A 16495-nucleotide genomic window follows, 5' to 3' on the forward strand; every position below is an offset into this window, starting at 1 on the left:
GTCAGCGAGTCGCTCGCGGCGGCGCGAGCGACTCGCCTGGCTGCATCTCGCAGGCGAGCAGCACGGCAGGACGCTCGGCGTCGGCGCTCTCGATCCGCTCGATGATCGCGTCGACGCCGAGGCGGCCGAGCTCCTCGGCCGGCGTGCGCATGAACGTCAACGGCGGATCCGCCATGCCGGCCATGTGCGCGGAGGAGCCGATCGAGATGATCGACACATCATCCGGCACCCTGGCGCCGGCATCGCGCAGGCCCATCACGATGCCCGGTCCCGCGTGCTCGTTCATGAGGACCAGCGCGGTGATCTCCGGGTGCTGCTCCACGAGCTCCCGGCCGAAGCGCCGGCCCTCCAGCGAATCCTCGGGGCAGTGCAGCACGAGGGGCGCCGTGACGCCCCTGGCTGACATCTCCGACAGGAAGCGGACGTGCGACCGCTCAGCGGCACCGTGCCCTTCGAGATGGTCGGCATCCCAGTTGCCGGTGATGAACGCGATGTCGCGATGGCCGAGCTCCGAGAGTGCCGCGATCGCCTCCGACATCGACGTCTCGAAGTCGACGTCGACGTAGGTGAGACCCTCGGGCGCGCGGGTGCGCCCGATCAGCGCGAAGGGCGTCGTGCCCGGTGCGAGCGCGTCGACGCGCTCGTCCTGCATCTGCACCTCCATGAGGAGCACCCCGTCGACCAGCCCTGTCCTGGCCAGCGCGGCCGCTTCGCCGGCGTCGTTGCTGATCGGCCAGAGCACGAGGTTGAATCCCCGCTCCTGTGCACGTGCGGCGGCGCTGGTGAAGAACCCCATGACGGTGCCGCTGGCCGGGCGCTGGAGGGCCGGGTACAGCAGCGCGATGATGTTCGTGCGTCCGCGCGCCAGCGCCGCGCCGACGGGGTTCCGGCGGTACCCGAGCTCGCGCATGGCGGTTTCGACGCGTTCCCGCGTGGCCGCCGATATCGGCTTCGCCCCGCTCAGAACGAACGAGACCGTCGCGATCGACACGCTCGCGCGCTTCGCGACGTCCTGCATGGTGACCATGGCGCTCCCGTTCGATGCGAGTTGTTGACAAGGACAACGTATCGATCCATACTCGTTCCCACCGAGAGTTTAAACGCTTTAACGATTGCCGAGGGGCAGGACGCACCCCGAGCTCTTCCGGCATCTTTCGCTGTACCCGCATCTCACACAAAGGAGTCACCGATGCGCACTCGACGCACCCTGTTCACGGCCACTGCGGTCCTCGCGATCGTTCCGCTCGCCCTCGCCGGCTGCAGCGGCGGTGGCGGCACCTCCGACGGAGACCCGAAGACGCTGACGGTCCTCGACTACTACAACAACGAGCCAGACAAGACGCTGGTCCAGGACCTCATCGACCAGTGCGCCGCCGAGCTGGACCTGACGATCGAACGGGAGTCGGTCCCCGGCAAGGACCTCATTCAGAAGGTTCTGCAGCGGGCATCCTCCAAGACGCTTCCCGACGTCCTCATGCTCGACAACCCGGACGTCCAGGAGATTGCCGCCAGCGGCGCCCTCGCCCCGCTGAGCGACTTCGACGTCGACACCTCCGGCTACATCGACGGCATCATCGAGGCCGCGACGTACGAGGGCGAGCTCTACGGGCTGGCGCCGGTCGTGAACACGCTCGGCCTGTTCTACAACGCCGACATCCTGGATGCCGCAGGCATCGCCCCGCCGACCACCTGGGCCGAGCTGAAGGATGCCGCGGCCAAGCTGACGACCGGCGACCAGTACGGCATGGCGTTCTCGGCCATCGCCACCTACGAGGGCTCGTGGCAGTTCCTGCCGTTCATGTGGACCAACGGGGGAGACGAGACCGACCTGCAGACGCCGGAGAACGCCGAGGCGCTGCAGCTGTGGGTGGACCTGGTCGAATCCGGCTCGGCATCCGACAGCGTCATCAACTGGAGCCAGGCCGACGTCAAGGATCAGTTCGCGGCCGGCAAGGCGGCGATGATGGTGAACGGCCCGTGGCAGATCCCCGCCCTGAACGAGACCGACATCAACTGGGCGAGCGTGCAGCTGCCGGTGAACGAGGCCGGGCAGACGCCGGTCGCTCCGCTCGGTGGCGAGGTGTGGACCGTGCCGGAGACCGGTGACGCCGACAAGCAGAAGAACGCCGCCGAATTCGTCGAGTGCATGGGCAGCGACGACATCGCCCTCCAGGGCGCGGAGACCCGCTTCACGATCCCGACGCGCACCGACGTCATCCCGGAATTCACCGAGAAGATGCCCGACATGGCCGCCTTCGCGGAGCAGGTCGTCAACGCCCGCTCGCGCACCGGCAAGCTCGGCGAGGAATGGCCCACGCAGGCGACGGTGATCTACAACGCGATCCAGCTGGCGCTCACGGGCAAGGCGACGCCCGACGTCGCGTTCGAGCAGGCCGCAGAGGGCTGAGCCCGCATCCGACGCTGATGCCCCGCGGCAGCGCTCCGGCGCGCCGCGGGGCATCGGGAAGGGAGAACGAGATGACAACGACAGCGATCGCGCCAGCCGCTCCGGCAGCGTCGCCCGCCCCAGTGCCTCGCCGCGGCATCCGCCGCGACAGCGTCGTCAAGGCACTGTTCGTGGTGCCGGCCGCGCTCTACATCCTGCTGTTCTTCGGCTACCCCGTGGTCAAGAACCTCACGATGAGCCTGCAGGAGTACACGACCAAGACCTTCTTCACCGGAGAAGCGCCGTGGGTCGGCCTGCAGAACTACGTCACGGTGGTCAGCAGCAACCTGTTCTGGCCGTCGATGGCCAACACGGCGCTGTTCACCATCGGATCCATCGCCGGGCAGTTCGTGATCGGGCTCGCGCTGGCGGTGTTCTTCCACCACCGCTTCCCGCTCAGCGGGTTCCTGCGCGCCATGCTGCTGCTGCCGTGGCTGCTCCCGCTGATCGTGGCCAGCGCCACCTGGCGGTCGATCATGGATCAGGACAGCGGCATCCTCAATGCCTTCCTGGGCAGCATCGGCATCGGAGCCGTCCCGTGGCTGACCAGCCCTGATGTGGCCCTGCTCAGCGTGATCCTCGTGAACATCTGGATCGGCATCCCGTTCAACGTCACCATCCTGTACGGCGGGCTCCAGGACATCCCGGAGGAGCTCTACGAGGCGGCATCCCTGGACGGCGCCACCGGCTGGAAGTCGTTCTGGCACATCACGCTGCCGAACCTGCGGCCCGTCATCAACGTGGTCCTCGTGCTCGGCGTCGTCTACACGCTGAAGGTCATCGACATCATCCTCGGCCTCACCAACGGCGGGCCGGCGAACGCGACGCAGACCATCGCGATCCGTTCGTACCAGACCTCGTTCGTCGACTTCGACTTCGGCATCGGCGCCGCCTTCAGCAACATCCTGATCCTGATCTCCCTGGTCTTCGCCGTCGTCTACCTGCGCGGAAACCGCAAGGCCGTCGACGAGTAGAAGGGAACCGCACATGACCACCATGGCCATCATCACCGGCGACTCCGCGGCCGCGCGCCGCGCGCAGCGCCGCTCTGGGCGGAGCATCGCCTACACCGTGCTGGGGATCGTCTTCCTCGCCGTCATGCTGTTCCCCGTGTACTGGATGATCAACGCGTCCCTGCAGCCGTCGGGCAACACGCTGACCGCCACGCTCTTCCCGTTCAACCCCAGCTTCGCCGGGTACGAGAAGGCGATCGCCGATCAGGGCGCGAACCTCGTCACGAGCCTCGTCATCTCGGTCGGCACCGTGATCCTCAGTCTCGCGATCGCGGCCCCGGCTGCGTACGCGCTGGCGCAGTTCCGGTACCGCTGGATCAACGTGGCGCTGCTCGCCGTGCTGATCGCGCAGATGATCCCCGGGATCGTGATCGCCAACGCCCTGTATGCCGCGTACAACGACCTCGGCATCCTGAACACGATCCCCGGCCTGATCCTCGCCGACGCGACGGCGGCGATCCCGTTCTCGATCATGATCCTGCGCGCGTTCATGATGAGCGTTCCGCCGTCCATCATCGAGGCGGCGCGCGTCGATGGAGCGGGACACTTCCGGGCGTTCTGGTCGATCGTGCTGCCGGTCGCCAAGAACTCGCTCATCACCGCGGGGCTGTTCGCGTTCCTGTTCTCGTGGAGCGACTTCCTGTTCGCGCTGACCCTGACCACGACCGAGGACATCACCCCTGTGACACTCGGGATCTACCAGTACCTGGGAACCCAGGTCGCCAACTGGAGCGCCGTCATGGCCACAGCGGTGCTGTCGTCCATCCCCGCCATCCTGCTGCTCGTGCTCGCCCAGCGCTACATCGCGGCGGGGGCCACCGGCGGCGCCGTCAAGTAATCGTCCGAACCACACACCGAGGAGAAGCAGAATGACCGGGACCACCACACCCGACAACCCCGTGCGCGTCGTCGTATGGGGCGAGAATCGCCACGAGCAGGTCGAGCAGAAAGTGCGCGACATCTACCCGAACGGCATGCACAGCACGATCAAGGAGGGCATCGAGGAGAACCTCGGCGATCGAGCGGTGGTCACCACCGTCACCCTCGACGACCCGGAGCACGGGCTCACCGAGGAGCTGCTGGCGAACACCGACGTGCTCGTCTGGTGGGGGCACGCCGCCCACGGCGACGTCGCGGACGAGATCGTCGACCGGGTGCACAAGCACGTGCTGGCCGGCATGGGCCTGCTGGTGCTGCACTCCGGCCACTGGTCGAAGATCTTCGGCAAGCTGATGGGCACCAGCTGCACGCTGCGCTGGCGCTCCAAGGACGACCGCGAGATCGTCTGGACCGTGGACCCGACGCACCCGATCGCCCAGGGCATCCCGCATCCGTTCATCATCCCGGCGCAGGAGATGTACGGAGAGTTCTTCGACGTGCCGGCCCCCGACGAGCTGGTGTTCCTCTCGACGTTCTCGGGCGGCGAGGTGTTCCGCAGCGGCATGACCTATCGCCGCGGCTTCGGCAGGATCTTCTTCTTCAGCCCGGGCGACCAGGACTACCCGGTCTACCACCAGGCGGAGGTGCGCAAGGTCATCTCGAACGGCGTCGAATGGGCGCGGACGCTTCGCCCCGAGCGCACCAGCCCCGTGCTGCTGCGCTACGAGCGCGAGGACTTCTACAACGGACAGGGCTACCAGGGGGCGATGGAGCGATGACGACCTTCCGTACGGTCGCGGCGGATCGACCGCTGCGGCTCGTGCAGGTCGGCGCCGGCGGGATGGGGCGCGCGTGGCTGCGCACGATCACGGCGAACCCGGACGTCGAGCTGGTCGGCCTGGTCGACCTCGACCTCGACACCGCACGCGCCGCGCTGGCGGATGCCGGACTCGACGGCGTCGAGATCGGACGCAGCGCGGCCGAGGTCGCTCGGGCGACGGCCGCGGATGCCGTCGTCAACGTCACGGTCCCGGAGGCGCACCTCGTCGTGAACCGCGAAGCGCTGGAGGCCGGGCTGCCCGTCCTGTGCGAGAAGCCGGCGGCGCCCACCGTGGCTGCGGCGACGGTGCAGGCGGCGATCGCGGAGTCCGCGGGTGAGCTGCTGATGATCAGCCAGTCGCGGCGCTTCTTCCCCGCGCTGCGGGCGCTGCGGCGGGAGGTCGCGGCGCTCGGGACGATCGGCACCGTGCGCACCGACTTCTTCAAGGCCCCGCACTTCGGCGGGTTCCGCGAGGAGATGCCGCACGTCCTGCTCGTGGACATGGCGATCCACGCGTTCGACGCGGCGCGATACGTCATGGATGCCGAGCCCGTGTCGGTGTACTGCGAGGAGTACAACCCGGAGTGGAGCTGGTACGACGGCGCGGCCAACGCCGTGGCGGTGTTCGAGTTCGACGGCGGTGCCCGCTACGTGTACGACGGCAGCTGGTGCGCCCCGGGCCTGGAGACCTCCTGGAACGGTTCGTGGCGCGTGAGCGCCGCCGACGGTTCGGCCGAGTGGGACGGCGACGGGGCACCCCGCGTTCACCGGCCGGATGCCGGAGGCCCGGTGGTCGCGGAGATCGACGGCTCTCCGCAGGAGCTCGCCGGATCCCTCGCCGCCTTCGTGACGGCGCTGCGCACCGGTACGGCGCAGGAGAACGCAGCACGTGACAATCTGCGCAGCCTCGCGATGGTCGAGGCGGCCGTGCGGTCTGCCGAGACCGGCGTGCGGGTGCGGATCGAGGACGTCCTCGCGCAGGCGCGTCAGGATGCGCTCGCGGTCACCGAGCGTGAAGACGTGCGGGCGCTCCTTTAGGCGACCGGGAGGACCAGCCCGTCCCGCGAACGGGGGCCGACACGCCACCCGTCGGACGTTTCGGCCGATTCGGTCCGACATCTGGCGTGTCGGCCCCCCGGATGCGCGAGCGCGCTGCGGTCCGCATTCGGCAGGCGTCCTGACAAATCCGTCGTAGGCTCGGAGAACACGACGGAAGGACATCGGATGCGCGTTCTCGGCCTGCTCTCGGGCACCTCGCACGACGGAATCGACGTCGCCGTCGTCGATTTCACCGAGTCGGACGGCCGGCTGCACGGCCGCGTGCTCCACGAGGACAGCGTGCCGTACTCGGCCGAACTACGCGCTCGTCTGGTCGCCGCGCTTCCGCCGGCGCCGACGACGCTGGCGGAGGTCTGCGAGCTCGACACTCTGATCGGGCAGGCGTTCGCCGACGTCGCAGCGCATGCCGCGGCATCCGTCGGGGGAGTCGACGCGGTCTGCAGCCACGGTCAGACGGTCTTCCACTGGGTCGAGGGCGATCACGCCCGCGGGACGTTGCAGATCGGTCAGCCCGCCTGGATCGCCGAGCGGCTCGGGGTGCCGGTGATCTCCGACGTCCGCATCCGCGACATCACCGCGGGTGGGCACGGCGCGCCGCTCGTGTCGTTCCTCGACGAGTTGCTCCTGCGCGGCCGATCCGGGGTGTCCGGCGCGCTGAACCTCGGGGGCATCGCGAACATCACCGTCGTGGGCGACGGCACGGTCTCGGCGTACGACATCGGTCCGGCGAACGCCCTGGTCGACGCGGTCGTCACCGCCGAGCGCCTCAACGACCTCGGGTACGACGAGGATGCCGCGATCGCCCGGTCGGGCCGGGTGGACGAACGCCTGCTCGGCGCGCTGCTGGCCGATGGCTACTACGCGCTCGAGGCGCCCAAGAGCACGGGCAAGGAGCATTTCCACCTCGACTACGTCCGGGCCGCCGTCGCCGACCAGGGTCGAGACATCCCGGTCGCCGATCTCGTGCGCACGCTCACCGAGCTCACGGTGCGGACGGTCGCCGCCGACGTCCGCCGTGCCGGCATCGGCTTCCTCGCCGTGTCAGGAGGCGGGTGCCGCAACCCGCTGATCCTTCAGGGGCTGCGCGATGCGCTTCCCGACGTGGAGGTCGTGCTGGCGGACGAGCTGGGCGCCTCGGCAGATGCCAAGGAGGCGATCCTGTTCGCCCTGATCGGGTGGTGCACGATGCACGGCGTCCCCGCCGTCGTCCCCGGCGGCACCGGCGCGCGTGACCCGCGGATCCTCGGGACGATCACCCCGGGCGCAGGGCCGCTGCGGATGCCGGAGCCCGTCGATGCCCTCCGCAGCCTGACGCTGGCCTGAGCCGCCAGGGCATCCGCTCCTGCGACCTCCGTCGGACCGCGCCGCGCTCAGCGCCGGCGTGGACGGTCGTCGTCGTCCCAGGGTCCCTCGTACCATTCGCCGCGGTCGTCGCGCTTGGGACGCTTGAGGAGCTGGATCGTGACGAGGGTCAGCGCGGAGATCCCGATGATGATCATCACGAGGAACAGCATGTCGCTCTGGTTCATGGTCTCCGACCCTCCGCGGCGTCCGCCACGATCTTGGCGATGCGAGTGGCCCTGGTCTCGGGGCGCTTGGCCATCGCGATGTGCGTGAGGCCGAACTTCTTCACCGATTTCGGGAACGCGTCCCAGTTCGCGCGGGCGGTCGGCACGGCATCCAGCGCGGCGGCGAGCTCGTCCGGCTCGATGCCGGCTTCGGGGCTATCGAGCATCGTCCACGAACCGTTCGCCTTCGCCAGCTCCACGGCACGGATGCCGGCCGGGGCGAGCAGGCCGGCCGCCTCGAGCTCGGTCAGTCGCGCCTTGTTGGTCGCCGCCCAGCCGCTGGACGGCCGACGAGGCGAGAACCACTGCCCGACCGTCGCGTCGTCGAAGGTGCGCACCGGCCCGTCGATCCATCCGAAGCACAGCGCCTGCCGGACGGCATCCTCGTACCCGACGCCATCCGTGCGGTTTCCGCGGACGCTGAGCAGCCAGACGCCGGCCGCACGGGTGTGGTTGTCCTCGAGCCAGGAGCGCCAGGCGTCGGCATCCGCCGCGCGCAGCTGCTCGCCGTCGTCGAGGGCGCCCATGTCAGGCGTCCGGAAGCAGATCGGCGACCGAGTTCACGACCTCGTCAGGCCGGAACGGGTACTTCTCGATCTCGGCCTGGTCGCTGATGCCGGTGAGCACCAGCACCGTGTGCAGGCCGGCCTCGATGCCGGCGACGACATCGGTGTCCATGCGGTCACCGATCATGCCGGTGCGCTTGGAGTGCGCGCCGATCTTGTTCAGCGCGGAGCGGAACATCATCGGGTTCGGTTTGCCGACGACGTACGGCTCCTTGCCCGTCGCCTTCGTGATGAGCGCGGCGATCGCACCCGTCGCGGGGAGCGGGCCGTCGGCGCTCGGGCCGGTCGCGTCGGGGTTCGTGACGATGAAGCGCGCGCCCTTGTTGATGAGGCGGATCGCCTTCGTGATGGCCTCGAACGAGTAGTTGCGCGTCTCCCCGACCACGACGAAGTCGGGGGAGGTCTCGGTCATGACGAAGCCCGCGTCGTGCAGAGCCGTGAGGATGCCCGCCTCGCCGATGACGAAGGCCGAGCCGCCAGGGACCTGCTGCTGCAGGAAGGCCGCCGTGGCCAGTGCCGAGGTCCAGATCCGGTCCTCCGGCACGCTCAGCCCGCTCGCACGCAGTCGCGCGGAGAGATCGCGGGCCGTGAAGATCGAGTTGTTCGTCAGCACGAGGTAGGGCGTGCCGGACGCCTCCCAGCCGGCGAGGAGTTCGGATGCTCCGGGGATGGCGTCGTTCTCGTGGACGAGCACACCATCCATGTCGGTGAGCCAGCATTCGATCTCGGTGCGTTCTGCCATGTGCTCAGCCTAGACGTGCGGACCGACGGCCACACGTGCCGACGACGACCGCCCGCCCCCGGATCGGGGACGGGCGGTGCGCGGTGAACGCGGCGTCAGCCGCGCGGTGCCTTGCAGACGTTGCCGTTGCCGTGTCCCTGGCCTGCGCCTTCGCCCTTGTCGTGCCCGTTGGCGTTGCCCTTGCCCTTGCCGGGGTGGGTCGACGGCCCTGCCGCCTCGACGGCGTCGCTCTGCACGGATGCCGCGTCAAGAGCGGTCACGACCCAGGTGGAAGCCGGGTCGGCGTCCGCGGGGATCTCGTACTCGAACGCGGTCGCGTCGCCTGCCCAGACCCGGTCGACCAGGGCGCCGGGAGTCTGCACGACCTCATCGGCCGAGCCGGTTCCCGCGTACACGGCGAAGAACCGCGCGTCGCCGCACTGCGCCCACGACAGCGTGGAGCCGTCCTGCGTGACGCTCCCAGGTGCCGCGACGTCGCCGTCCGAGAGCCACGGCTTGGCCGGCACGAGTGTCGGGTAGGAGAACGCCTCGGCCTTCAACAGCTCGATCGCCTCGTTCTTCGCCTGGTGGCGCGGCTGCAGCGCGGGGGCGACCGTCGACAGATCCGTCGGGCGCATGTCGTTGTAGCTGAACAGGACGCTGCCGTCGATGCCGTCGAGCTTCTGGTTGAAGCGGATCTGGTTCGGCACCTCTTCCGGGTTCATCCATGCCGCCTCGAACCCGCCGTTGTTCACGTGCTTGTAGAGCGCGTGGCCGGTGTAGATCTGGGTGCGGCTGTCCGCGGTCGTGCCGCTCCACCACTCGGCCAGCTCGCCGTACGGGGCAGCGCCCTGGTCGAAGCTCCAGTAGATCTGCGGGGTGAGGTAGTCGATCAGCTCGTCCTGCACCCACCCGCGGGTGTCGGCGAAGATCGACGAGCTGTAGCTCTGCGACGACGTGATCGGGGTGTGCGATCCGGCCGGGTCCAGAGCGTTGTGCTCCCAGATCCCGAACGGGCTGACCCCGAACTGGACGGCGGTGCCGGCCGCGCTGTTGTGCGTGGTGATCGCGTCGCGGACGTCGGTGATCAGCCCGGTGACGTTGTCGCGCCGCCACTGCTCGATGCCTGCCTTCGTGTCGGCGTATCCCGCGGTCAGCCCGTGCTGCTCGAACGTCGCGCGGTCCTCTCCGGCCTCGCCGAAGAAGACGTTCACGCCGTTGACGGTGATCCGGTACGGGTAGAAGTAGTCGTCGAAGTGGATCGCGTCGACGTCGTAGTTCTCGACGATCTCGGCGACGGATGCCGCGACGTAGTCGCGCACTTCCGGGCGGCCGGGGTCGAGGAACAGCTTCTCCTCGAAGGACAGCACGAGCTCCGGATACCGGACCGCGAAGTTCTCGTCGGCGAGGATGCCGGCGGCGTTGAGCGCGGCGATGTACTCGGGCGTGCTCAGCGCCTTGACCTGATCCGCCGTCATCCCCAGTGCGGAGAGGATCGATGATGCCGTCATCTTCGTGTTGGTCACGCGGTAGGGGTTGAGCCACGCGTGGTACTCCATGCCGCGCTCGTGCGTCGCCTCGATCATGTGCGCCAGCGGGTCGTATCCGGGGTCGGTGCCCTGCGGGCCGCCGAGGAACTCGGACCAGGGGTTGATCTCGGACGGGTAGTACGCGTCGAGCAGGGGGCGCACCTGGAAGATGACGGAGTTCATGTTCCACGCCTCGAAGTCATCGAGCACGGCGTCGTACTTCGCGGCGAAGTCCGCCTCGCCGGCAGGCTTTCCGAAGTTGAGGTTTCCGATCGTGGCGACCCACGCACTGGAGAAGCGACGGGGCTCTTCGACGAGTTCGGTCGGGATGGAGACCTGCGTCCCCGACCCGGGGTAGGTCTCCACGGGCGTGGTGCTGTAGCCGTAGGTGCCATCGGCGTTCTTGACGTACTTGTAGAGCACGTCTTCGTCAGCGCCGGTCGCCGCCGCGGCAGCCGTGGGGGCGGCGATCAGCAGCAGGGCGGCTGCGGTCGCAGCCAGGGGGCGTCTCTTCATCGAGTCCTCACTCCATCGATTGTGACAAGGATTTTCATAGTCTTGCACAGCCGCGGAAAATATTGCCAGCCCCTCGACGCAGTCTCACCTGTCCACGTAGCGGGGACGGTCAGCGGCTCAGCCAGATGGCGTGCGCCGCTTCGTCGAGGTCGAGCTCGACGGCGCCCACGGCCACGCCGGACTCCCGGACGCGCACCTCGGCGCCGACGCCGAGACCGGCGGTCTCCAGTGTCCGCAGAAGTTCGGGGTCGCGATCATCGACCCGCAGGACACGTCCGACATGGCCGGCCGGCGCATCAGCGAGCAGCACGAACGGCACACGGTCGACGGCGCCCGCGGCATCCGGGATCGCATCGCCGTGCGGGTCGAAGCGCGGCCGTCCGAGGCGCTCGTCGATGCCCTCGAGCAGGCGATCGCTGATGGTGTGCTCCAGCACCTCGGCCTCGTCGTGGACCTCATCCCAGGAGTAGCCGAACTCCTGCACGAGCCACGTCTCGATCAGTCGATGCCGGCGCACCATCGCCAGTGCGCGGGCGAGTCCGGCATCCGTCAGCCGCACCGCGCCGTAGGGCACGTGCGAGACGAGGCCGGCGGCGGCGAGCTTCTTGACCATCTCGGTGACGCTGGACGGCGCGATCCCCAACTTCGCCGCAAGCTGCGACGGGGTGATCGGGGCGTCCTGCCACTCGGTGTGCGCGTACACCGTCTTCAGGTAGTCGTCTGCTGCGGGGGAAGCCACCGGTCCAGACTACGCTGGCGGGGTGAGCGAGACCCCCGAGCGCAGCACCCACGGCGTCGGCCCCTGGGAAGGGGAGTGGCCCCAGGGTGAGCAGTACGATCCGGAGCTGCTCGCGAACGGCGACACCCGCAATGTGATCGACCGGTACCGCTACTGGCGGATGGAAGCGATCGTCGCCGACCTCGACACGAAGCGGCATCCGTTCCACGTCGCGATCGAGAACTGGCAGCACGACATGAACATCGGCTCCATCGTGCGCAGCGCCAACGCGTTCCTCGCCGACACCGTGCACATCATCGGCCGCCGCCGGTGGAACAAGCGCGGCGCGATGGTCACCGATCGCTACCAGCACGTCGTGCACCACGAGGACGTCGCGACCTTCGCCGCCTGGGCGCGGGATGCCGGGCTGCCGGTCATCGCGGTCGACAACGTCGGCGAGGCGGTTCCCGTCGACCGTGCCGACCTGCCGGAGCGATGCGTGCTGCTGTTCGGTCAGGAGGGCCCTGGGCTGAGCGAGGAGGCGCTCGCCGCGGCATCCGGCCACATCGAGATCACCCAGTACGGCTCGACCCGATCGATCAACGCCTCGGCCGCAGGTGCCGTGGTCATGTACGAGTGGTGCCGGCGGTACGCCGGAGGATGAGCCGGTGATGGCGGACCAGCGGAGCAGAGAAGGCGCGCCCCGAGTGTGGCAGCGGCTCGATGTGATCACCACCGCGGTGCTCGCCGCGATCCTGCTGCCGGCGACCATCGCGGCGCTCGCCCAGCCACCCGGACTCACCGGCCTGCTGCTGGGCACGGCCATCGCGCTGTTCACGGTGCTGCACGTGCTGTCGTTCGTCGGGATCCGCCATCCGCTCGCGGCCTTCGTCGTCGCCAGCGCGCTCATGCTCGCGCTGGCGCTCATCCCGGTCGGCGGCGTGAACTCGGCCGCCATGTATCCGTCGGCGATCGTGTATCTGCTCGTGCTCGGACAGGTGTCGCTGCAGTGCGACCGCCGGTACAGCGCCGCCGCGCTCGCCGTGGGCATCGTCGGCGCGATCATCGTCGTGCTGGCCACGCCAGGGCTCGACAATCCGCTGTGGCAGCTCGGCGGGTTCATCGGACTCGCGGCAGCGGTCGCCGCGGCCTGGGCGCTCGGGGCCCTGCAGCGGCTGCGCAGAGCGCGCTCGGAGGATGAGCTCCGAACGCGCACGGAGCGCGCAGTGTCCGAGGAGCGGGAGCGGATCAACCGTGACCTGCACGACCTCGTCGCCCACGCGACGACCGTGATGATCGCCCAGGCCGAGGTGGCCAGGGCGTTCCTGCGGGAGGAGCCCGAGACCAGCGAGCGGGCGCTCGGAGTGGTCGTCGACACCGGACGGGAGGCGCTGCGCGGCATGCGCGGGATCGTCGCGGACGACGCCGGTCGCGACCCCGCCCCGGACCTCGACGCGGTGCGGGCGCTGGTGGAGAGCGTTCGGAGCCCGCGGGCGGTCGCCAACCTGGAGGAGCACGGCATGGTCGGAGCGCTCGAGCCGGTCGTCGTGCTCGCGCTGCACCACGTGGTGCGCGAGGCTCTGACGAACGCGCTGCGGCACACCCGGCCGCCGGTGCGGGTGACCGTCGTGCTGGACTGGCGGGCGACGACCCTGGTCGCCACCATCCGCGACGACGGCGGTGCCGGGCGCCGGGCGAGCGATCTCGGAGTCGGCGTCGGGCTGGTGGGCCTCGCCGAGCGGGTGCGGCTGGCCGGCGGTGCGCTGTCCGCGGGCGCCGAGGCCGAAGGGTGGGCGGTCAGGGCCGAGCTGCCGCGCGCCGATCAGGCCGCATCGACGGGGGAGGACCGGCCATGACGATCCGAGTACTGCTGGCGGACGACCAGGACCTGCTGCGCGAGGCGCTCGCGATGATGCTCGGCCGCGACGAGCGGCTCGAGATCGTCGGGTCGGTGCGTTCGGGCGACGAGGCGATCGGGTTCGTGCGCGGCCGCGCCGTCGACGTCGTCCTGATGGATGTGCGGATGCCGGGCACGGACGGCATCGCGGCCACAGCCGAGGTGCTGCGGCTGCGACCCGAGACGCGCGTGCTGGTGCTGACGACGTTCGATCTCGACGAGTACGTGTTCGCGGCGGTTCGGGCCGGCGCCAGCGGGTTCCTCACGAAGGACGCCGCACCGCAGCAGGTCGCGGATGCCGTGATGGCGGTGGCGCAGGGCGAGCCGGTGCTGGGCGAGCGCGCGATGCGGTCTCTGATCGGCTTCGTGCGTGACGGGTCTCCGGCTCCGGATGCGGAGGCCGCGCTGGCCGTGCTCAGCCCCCGCGAGCAGGAGGTCGTCCGTCTGCTCGCCACCGGAGCGTCCAACGACGACATCGCGGGCGCGCTGTTCCTGTCGGCCAACACCGTCAAGACCCACGTCAAGGCCGTGCTCGCGAAACTCGGGCTGCCTGACCGCGTCCACGTCGTGATCTGGGCCTACGAGAACGGCGTGCTCCGACCGGGGGAGTGAGGCGGAGAGATCACCCGCACGGGTGACCCCGGTCGCCTCCGCGGGCGATGCGGCCGCACACCGCGCCTTCTTAGCGTGGGGCCATGTCGAATCGAATCCGCTCTCTGCTCCTGCTGACAGCCGTCCTGGGCGGTGCGGCCATCGCCGCGGTGACCCTGCTCCGGCTGCTCGCCCCCGATGCCGTCGCCTGGACGGCCGACCTCGAACCCGCCTTCCTCGCACGGATCGGCGGGACGACCGCCGAATCCGTCGTCGTCCTGTGCGCCGCGATGGGCGCCGTCGCGGTCTCCGTCCTCGCTGCCACGACGCTGCGCACGACGCCGTCGAGCCTGACGACGTTGCGCGTGGTCGGCCTGCTCGTCGCGGCGATCATCGCCTTCGGCACTCCGGGTGGAGTGATCCCCGCCGCCGGCTACACCTTCGCCCTGCTCGTGCCCCTCGGCATCGTCGTGGCTGTCACGCTGCTCGCCCTCCGTCACCCATGGATCGGCGTACCCGTGGTGCTGCTGGTGATCGCGGGCGTCGTCCACGCCGCCCTCAACCTCGATGGAGCATCCCTTCTGCCGCGCATCCTGGACGCCATGGTCGGCATCCTTCCGACCATGTTGATGTCTCTGGCGCATGTGCTGACGGCGGCCGCTCTGCTCACCTGGGCGATCGGGGTCAGCGTCGAAGCCAGGGGAGCCTTTGCGCGCGGGGTGCTGCGTCATCGCGTCGCGATCACCGTCGTGGCAGCGCTGTGCGCCGTCCCCTACACGTTCGCCCGTCTGACCTGGCTCACTCCCTGGCCGTTGTTCGGCGGCAGCGCCGAGAAGTTCGCCGAGTCGCCGGGCACGCAGCTGACCGGGTTGATGCTCGGATCCGCGATCCTCTTCGGCGGGCTGCTCACGCTGGGGCTCGTCCGTCCGTGGGGTGAACGGTTCCCCCGATGGATGGCCGGCCTCGGCGGGCGAGCCGTCCCGCCGGCGCTGGCGATCCTCCCCGCGGGCTTCGTGAGTGTGCTGTTCACCGCCGGCGGCGTCGAGTTCGCAGCCCAGGGCATCGGGTCTCCGGCAGGCGCCGTCGACACGCTCCACGTCATGGCGATGTTCCCGTTCTGGCTCTGGGGTCCGCTGCTCGGGCTGGCCGCGTGGGCCTACGCGATGCACCGTTCCGTCCAGGCCGCCCAGGCCGGTCCGGAGGTGGATGCCGCGGCGCACGCCCGCGCGATGGCTCACCTGGCCGAGATGGAGAGTCGGGAGGCGTGATCAGGACGGCGCTCGCCCGAGCCGGGCGCGGATCCGGACGTCCTCGTCGGCGGCGACCTGAACGCCGTGGACGCGGATGCCCTGCAGGCCGGCCTCATCCGCATTGAGATCGAACGTGTTCCCGATCGCGTCACGGAGGTGCCTGCGGACGAAGAGCAACCCGAAGGCGACGACGGGGTTGCCGCTCCCGATCCGCAGATCGCGCAGGGTCAGGATGCCGTCGCTCGTGATGCGCACCCGCGCAGACGCACGGGCCGATGCGGACAGGAGCTTCCAGCGCGCTGCCCCACGCGCTCGCAGCCGGATGCCGTCCGCACCGTCCTGCAGGATGTCGATGTCCAGTCGTCTGAGACGGATGCCGGCCGACGCCAGGCCTGGTTCGAGCATCGATCTGATCAGCGGGGCGATGTCGTCGGCGCGGATCGACAGGTCGACGCTGCCGCGCACGCCGGTGCCGTCCTCGGCGACCTGCAGGTCGTGCCGGCTCTGTTCGGTCCCTCGGACTGTGGGGTTCGCGTACACCAGCCAGGTGATCGGTGCGTCGGAGAGTCGGACGTCGAGGAAGAGCGGGATCCCGGAGATGCGCATCGGCTGCGCGGTCATCCGGACCGAGCGGGCGATGCCCGTGCTGCTGCGCACCACGTCGGGCTCGACCGCGGGCATGGGGGCCGGCGATGGATCGGCGAAGTGCAGATCCAGCGCCGCGTCGGTCGCATCGATGGCGAGTGACTCCAGATCCGTGCCGATGAGCTCTGCTGTGACGCGGATGCGCTCGAGTCCGGTGGCGATGACCTCCTCGCCGGGTTCCAGGGCGACCGTGCGGATCCAGTCGACGACGGCATCCGCATCTCGAGGCCACTCCGGCGAGGGATTCATGTCATCATCCTCGCGCATGCCGAGCGGA

At 69.5% G+C, this 16495-nt stretch carries 17 protein-coding genes; 10 read left to right on the forward strand and 7 right to left on the reverse strand.

Translation table 11 applies throughout. The annotated features are described in order from the left end of the window. Position 1 precedes the first annotated feature (1 nt). On the reverse strand, positions 2–1027 hold the full coding sequence (locus OED01_RS01060; RefSeq protein ID WP_264156561.1) for a LacI family DNA-binding transcriptional regulator: 1026 nt from the start codon (positions 1025–1027) through the stop codon (positions 2–4). Between the two features lie 162 nt (positions 1028–1189). Here OED01_RS01060 and OED01_RS01065 point away from each other — a divergent pair, with 162 nt between their 5' ends. The 6 genes from OED01_RS01065 to OED01_RS01090 all read left to right on the forward strand — a co-directional run bounded on the left by OED01_RS01065 (position 1190) and on the right by OED01_RS01090 (position 7540). After that, on the forward strand, positions 1190–2407 hold the full coding sequence (locus OED01_RS01065; RefSeq protein ID WP_264156562.1) for a sugar ABC transporter substrate-binding protein: 1218 nt from the start codon (positions 1190–1192) through the stop codon (positions 2405–2407). A gap of 71 nt (positions 2408–2478) precedes the next feature. Beyond that, positions 2479–3420 (forward strand): carbohydrate ABC transporter permease, encoded by a 942-nt coding sequence (locus OED01_RS01070; protein WP_264156563.1) that lies wholly within the window; start codon positions 2479–2481, stop codon positions 3418–3420. Between the two features lie 13 nt (positions 3421–3433). Further along, on the forward strand, positions 3434–4297 hold the full coding sequence (locus OED01_RS01075; protein WP_264156564.1) for a carbohydrate ABC transporter permease: 864 nt from the start codon (positions 3434–3436) through the stop codon (positions 4295–4297). 31 nt (positions 4298–4328) lie between these two features. Further along, positions 4329–5117: a ThuA domain-containing protein gene (locus OED01_RS01080; RefSeq protein ID WP_264156565.1), complete on the forward strand. Its 789-nt coding sequence runs from the start codon at positions 4329–4331 to the stop codon at positions 5115–5117. After that, on the forward strand, positions 5114–6196 hold the full coding sequence (locus tag OED01_RS01085) for a Gfo/Idh/MocA family protein (protein ID WP_264156566.1): 1083 nt from the start codon (positions 5114–5116) through the stop codon (positions 6194–6196). The genes OED01_RS01080 and OED01_RS01085 overlap by 4 nt, the downstream gene beginning before the upstream one ends. A gap of 186 nt (positions 6197–6382) precedes the next feature. Then, a complete protein-coding gene (locus OED01_RS01090; protein WP_264156567.1) occupies positions 6383–7540 on the forward strand; it encodes an anhydro-N-acetylmuramic acid kinase in 1158 nt (385 codons plus the stop codon). 47 nt (positions 7541–7587) lie between these two features. Here OED01_RS01090 and OED01_RS01095 read toward each other — a convergent pair whose 3' ends face one another. From OED01_RS01095 to OED01_RS01115, 5 genes are all read right to left on the reverse strand, one after another. Next, the gene (locus OED01_RS01095) at positions 7588–7746 is read right to left on the reverse strand and encodes a hypothetical protein (RefSeq protein ID WP_264156568.1); all 159 of its coding nucleotides are present in this window, start codon (positions 7744–7746) and stop codon (positions 7588–7590) included. Next, positions 7743–8312, reverse strand: coding sequence for a YdeI/OmpD-associated family protein (locus OED01_RS01100; RefSeq protein ID WP_264156569.1), 570 nt, complete (start codon positions 8310–8312; stop codon positions 7743–7745). Before OED01_RS01100 ends, OED01_RS01095 begins: the two co-directional genes overlap by 4 nt. Position 8313: 1 nt before the next feature. Next, a complete protein-coding gene (locus tag OED01_RS01105) occupies positions 8314–9093 on the reverse strand; it encodes an HAD-IIA family hydrolase (RefSeq protein ID WP_264156570.1) in 780 nt (259 codons plus the stop codon). 95 nt (positions 9094–9188) lie between these two features. Then, positions 9189–11117 (reverse strand): glycoside hydrolase family 10-like protein, encoded by a 1929-nt coding sequence (locus OED01_RS01110; RefSeq protein WP_264156571.1) that lies wholly within the window; start codon positions 11115–11117, stop codon positions 9189–9191. Between the two features lie 109 nt (positions 11118–11226). Continuing rightward, a complete protein-coding gene (locus tag OED01_RS01115; RefSeq protein WP_264156572.1) occupies positions 11227–11856 on the reverse strand; it encodes a metal-dependent transcriptional regulator in 630 nt (209 codons plus the stop codon). 22 nt (positions 11857–11878) lie between these two features. On the opposite strand from OED01_RS01115, the gene OED01_RS01120 reads away from it, so the two are divergent. The 4 genes from OED01_RS01120 (at position 11879) to OED01_RS01135 (ending at position 15591) form a co-directional block, all read left to right on the forward strand. Then, entirely contained in the window at positions 11879–12499 is a 621-nt protein-coding gene (locus OED01_RS01120; protein ID WP_264156573.1) for a TrmH family RNA methyltransferase, read from the forward strand. 7 nt (positions 12500–12506) lie between these two features. Continuing rightward, positions 12507–13691 carry a sensor histidine kinase gene (locus OED01_RS01125; RefSeq protein ID WP_264157998.1) on the forward strand — a complete coding sequence of 395 codons (1185 nt, stop codon included), beginning with the start codon at positions 12507–12509 and terminating at the stop codon, positions 13689–13691. Further along, positions 13688–14344, forward strand: a complete 657-nt coding sequence (locus tag OED01_RS01130; protein WP_264156574.1) for a response regulator transcription factor — start codon at positions 13688–13690, stop codon at positions 14342–14344. Before OED01_RS01125 ends, OED01_RS01130 begins: the two co-directional genes overlap by 4 nt. Positions 14345–14427: 83 nt before the next feature. Next, complete coding sequence (locus tag OED01_RS01135) at positions 14428–15591, forward strand: hypothetical protein (RefSeq protein ID WP_264156575.1); 1164 nt, start codon at positions 14428–14430, stop codon at positions 15589–15591. Here the strand turns inward: OED01_RS01135 and OED01_RS01140 are convergent, their stop codons facing one another. Then, positions 15592–16467 (reverse strand): YceB family lipoprotein, encoded by an 876-nt coding sequence (locus tag OED01_RS01140; protein ID WP_264156576.1) that lies wholly within the window; start codon positions 16465–16467, stop codon positions 15592–15594. Positions 16468–16495: the final 28 nt, after the last annotated feature.

The organism is Microbacterium sp. M28 (assembly GCF_025836995.1).
In the GTDB taxonomy this organism is placed as follows: Bacteria; Actinomycetota; Actinomycetes; order Actinomycetales; family Microbacteriaceae; genus Microbacterium.

Excerpts from the sequence above, each read along its gene's own strand:
- OED01_RS01065 (WP_264156562.1), top strand. The coding sequence starts at position 1,190 with ATGCGCACTCGACGCACCCTGTTCACGGCCACTGCGGTCCTCGCGATC.
- OED01_RS01090 (WP_264156567.1), top strand. The coding sequence starts at position 6,383 with ATGCGCGTTCTCGGCCTGCTCTCGGGCACCTCGCACGACGGAATCGAC.
- OED01_RS01095 (WP_264156568.1), bottom strand. The coding sequence starts at position 7,746 with ATGAACCAGAGCGACATGCTGTTCCTCGTGATGATCATCATCGGGATC.
- OED01_RS01105 (WP_264156570.1), bottom strand. The coding sequence starts at position 9,093 with ATGGCAGAACGCACCGAGATCGAATGCTGGCTCACCGACATGGATGGT.
- OED01_RS01070 (WP_264156563.1), top strand. The coding sequence starts at position 2,479 with ATGACAACGACAGCGATCGCGCCAGCCGCTCCGGCAGCGTCGCCCGCC.
- OED01_RS01075 (WP_264156564.1), top strand. The coding sequence starts at position 3,434 with ATGACCACCATGGCCATCATCACCGGCGACTCCGCGGCCGCGCGCCGC.
- OED01_RS01110 (WP_264156571.1), bottom strand. The coding sequence starts at position 11,117 with ATGAAGAGACGCCCCCTGGCTGCGACCGCAGCCGCCCTGCTGCTGATC.
- OED01_RS01085 (WP_264156566.1), top strand. The coding sequence starts at position 5,114 with ATGACGACCTTCCGTACGGTCGCGGCGGATCGACCGCTGCGGCTCGTG.
- OED01_RS01140 (WP_264156576.1), bottom strand. The coding sequence starts at position 16,467 with ATGAATCCCTCGCCGGAGTGGCCTCGAGATGCGGATGCCGTCGTCGAC.
- OED01_RS01135 (WP_264156575.1), top strand. The coding sequence starts at position 14,428 with ATGTCGAATCGAATCCGCTCTCTGCTCCTGCTGACAGCCGTCCTGGGC.
- OED01_RS01130 (WP_264156574.1), top strand. The coding sequence starts at position 13,688 with ATGACGATCCGAGTACTGCTGGCGGACGACCAGGACCTGCTGCGCGAG.
- OED01_RS01060 (WP_264156561.1), bottom strand. The coding sequence starts at position 1,027 with ATGGTCACCATGCAGGACGTCGCGAAGCGCGCGAGCGTGTCGATCGCG.
- OED01_RS01080 (WP_264156565.1), top strand. The coding sequence starts at position 4,329 with ATGACCGGGACCACCACACCCGACAACCCCGTGCGCGTCGTCGTATGG.
- OED01_RS01100 (WP_264156569.1), bottom strand. The coding sequence starts at position 8,312 with ATGGGCGCCCTCGACGACGGCGAGCAGCTGCGCGCGGCGGATGCCGAC.
- OED01_RS01125 (WP_264157998.1), top strand. The coding sequence starts at position 12,507 with ATGGCGGACCAGCGGAGCAGAGAAGGCGCGCCCCGAGTGTGGCAGCGG.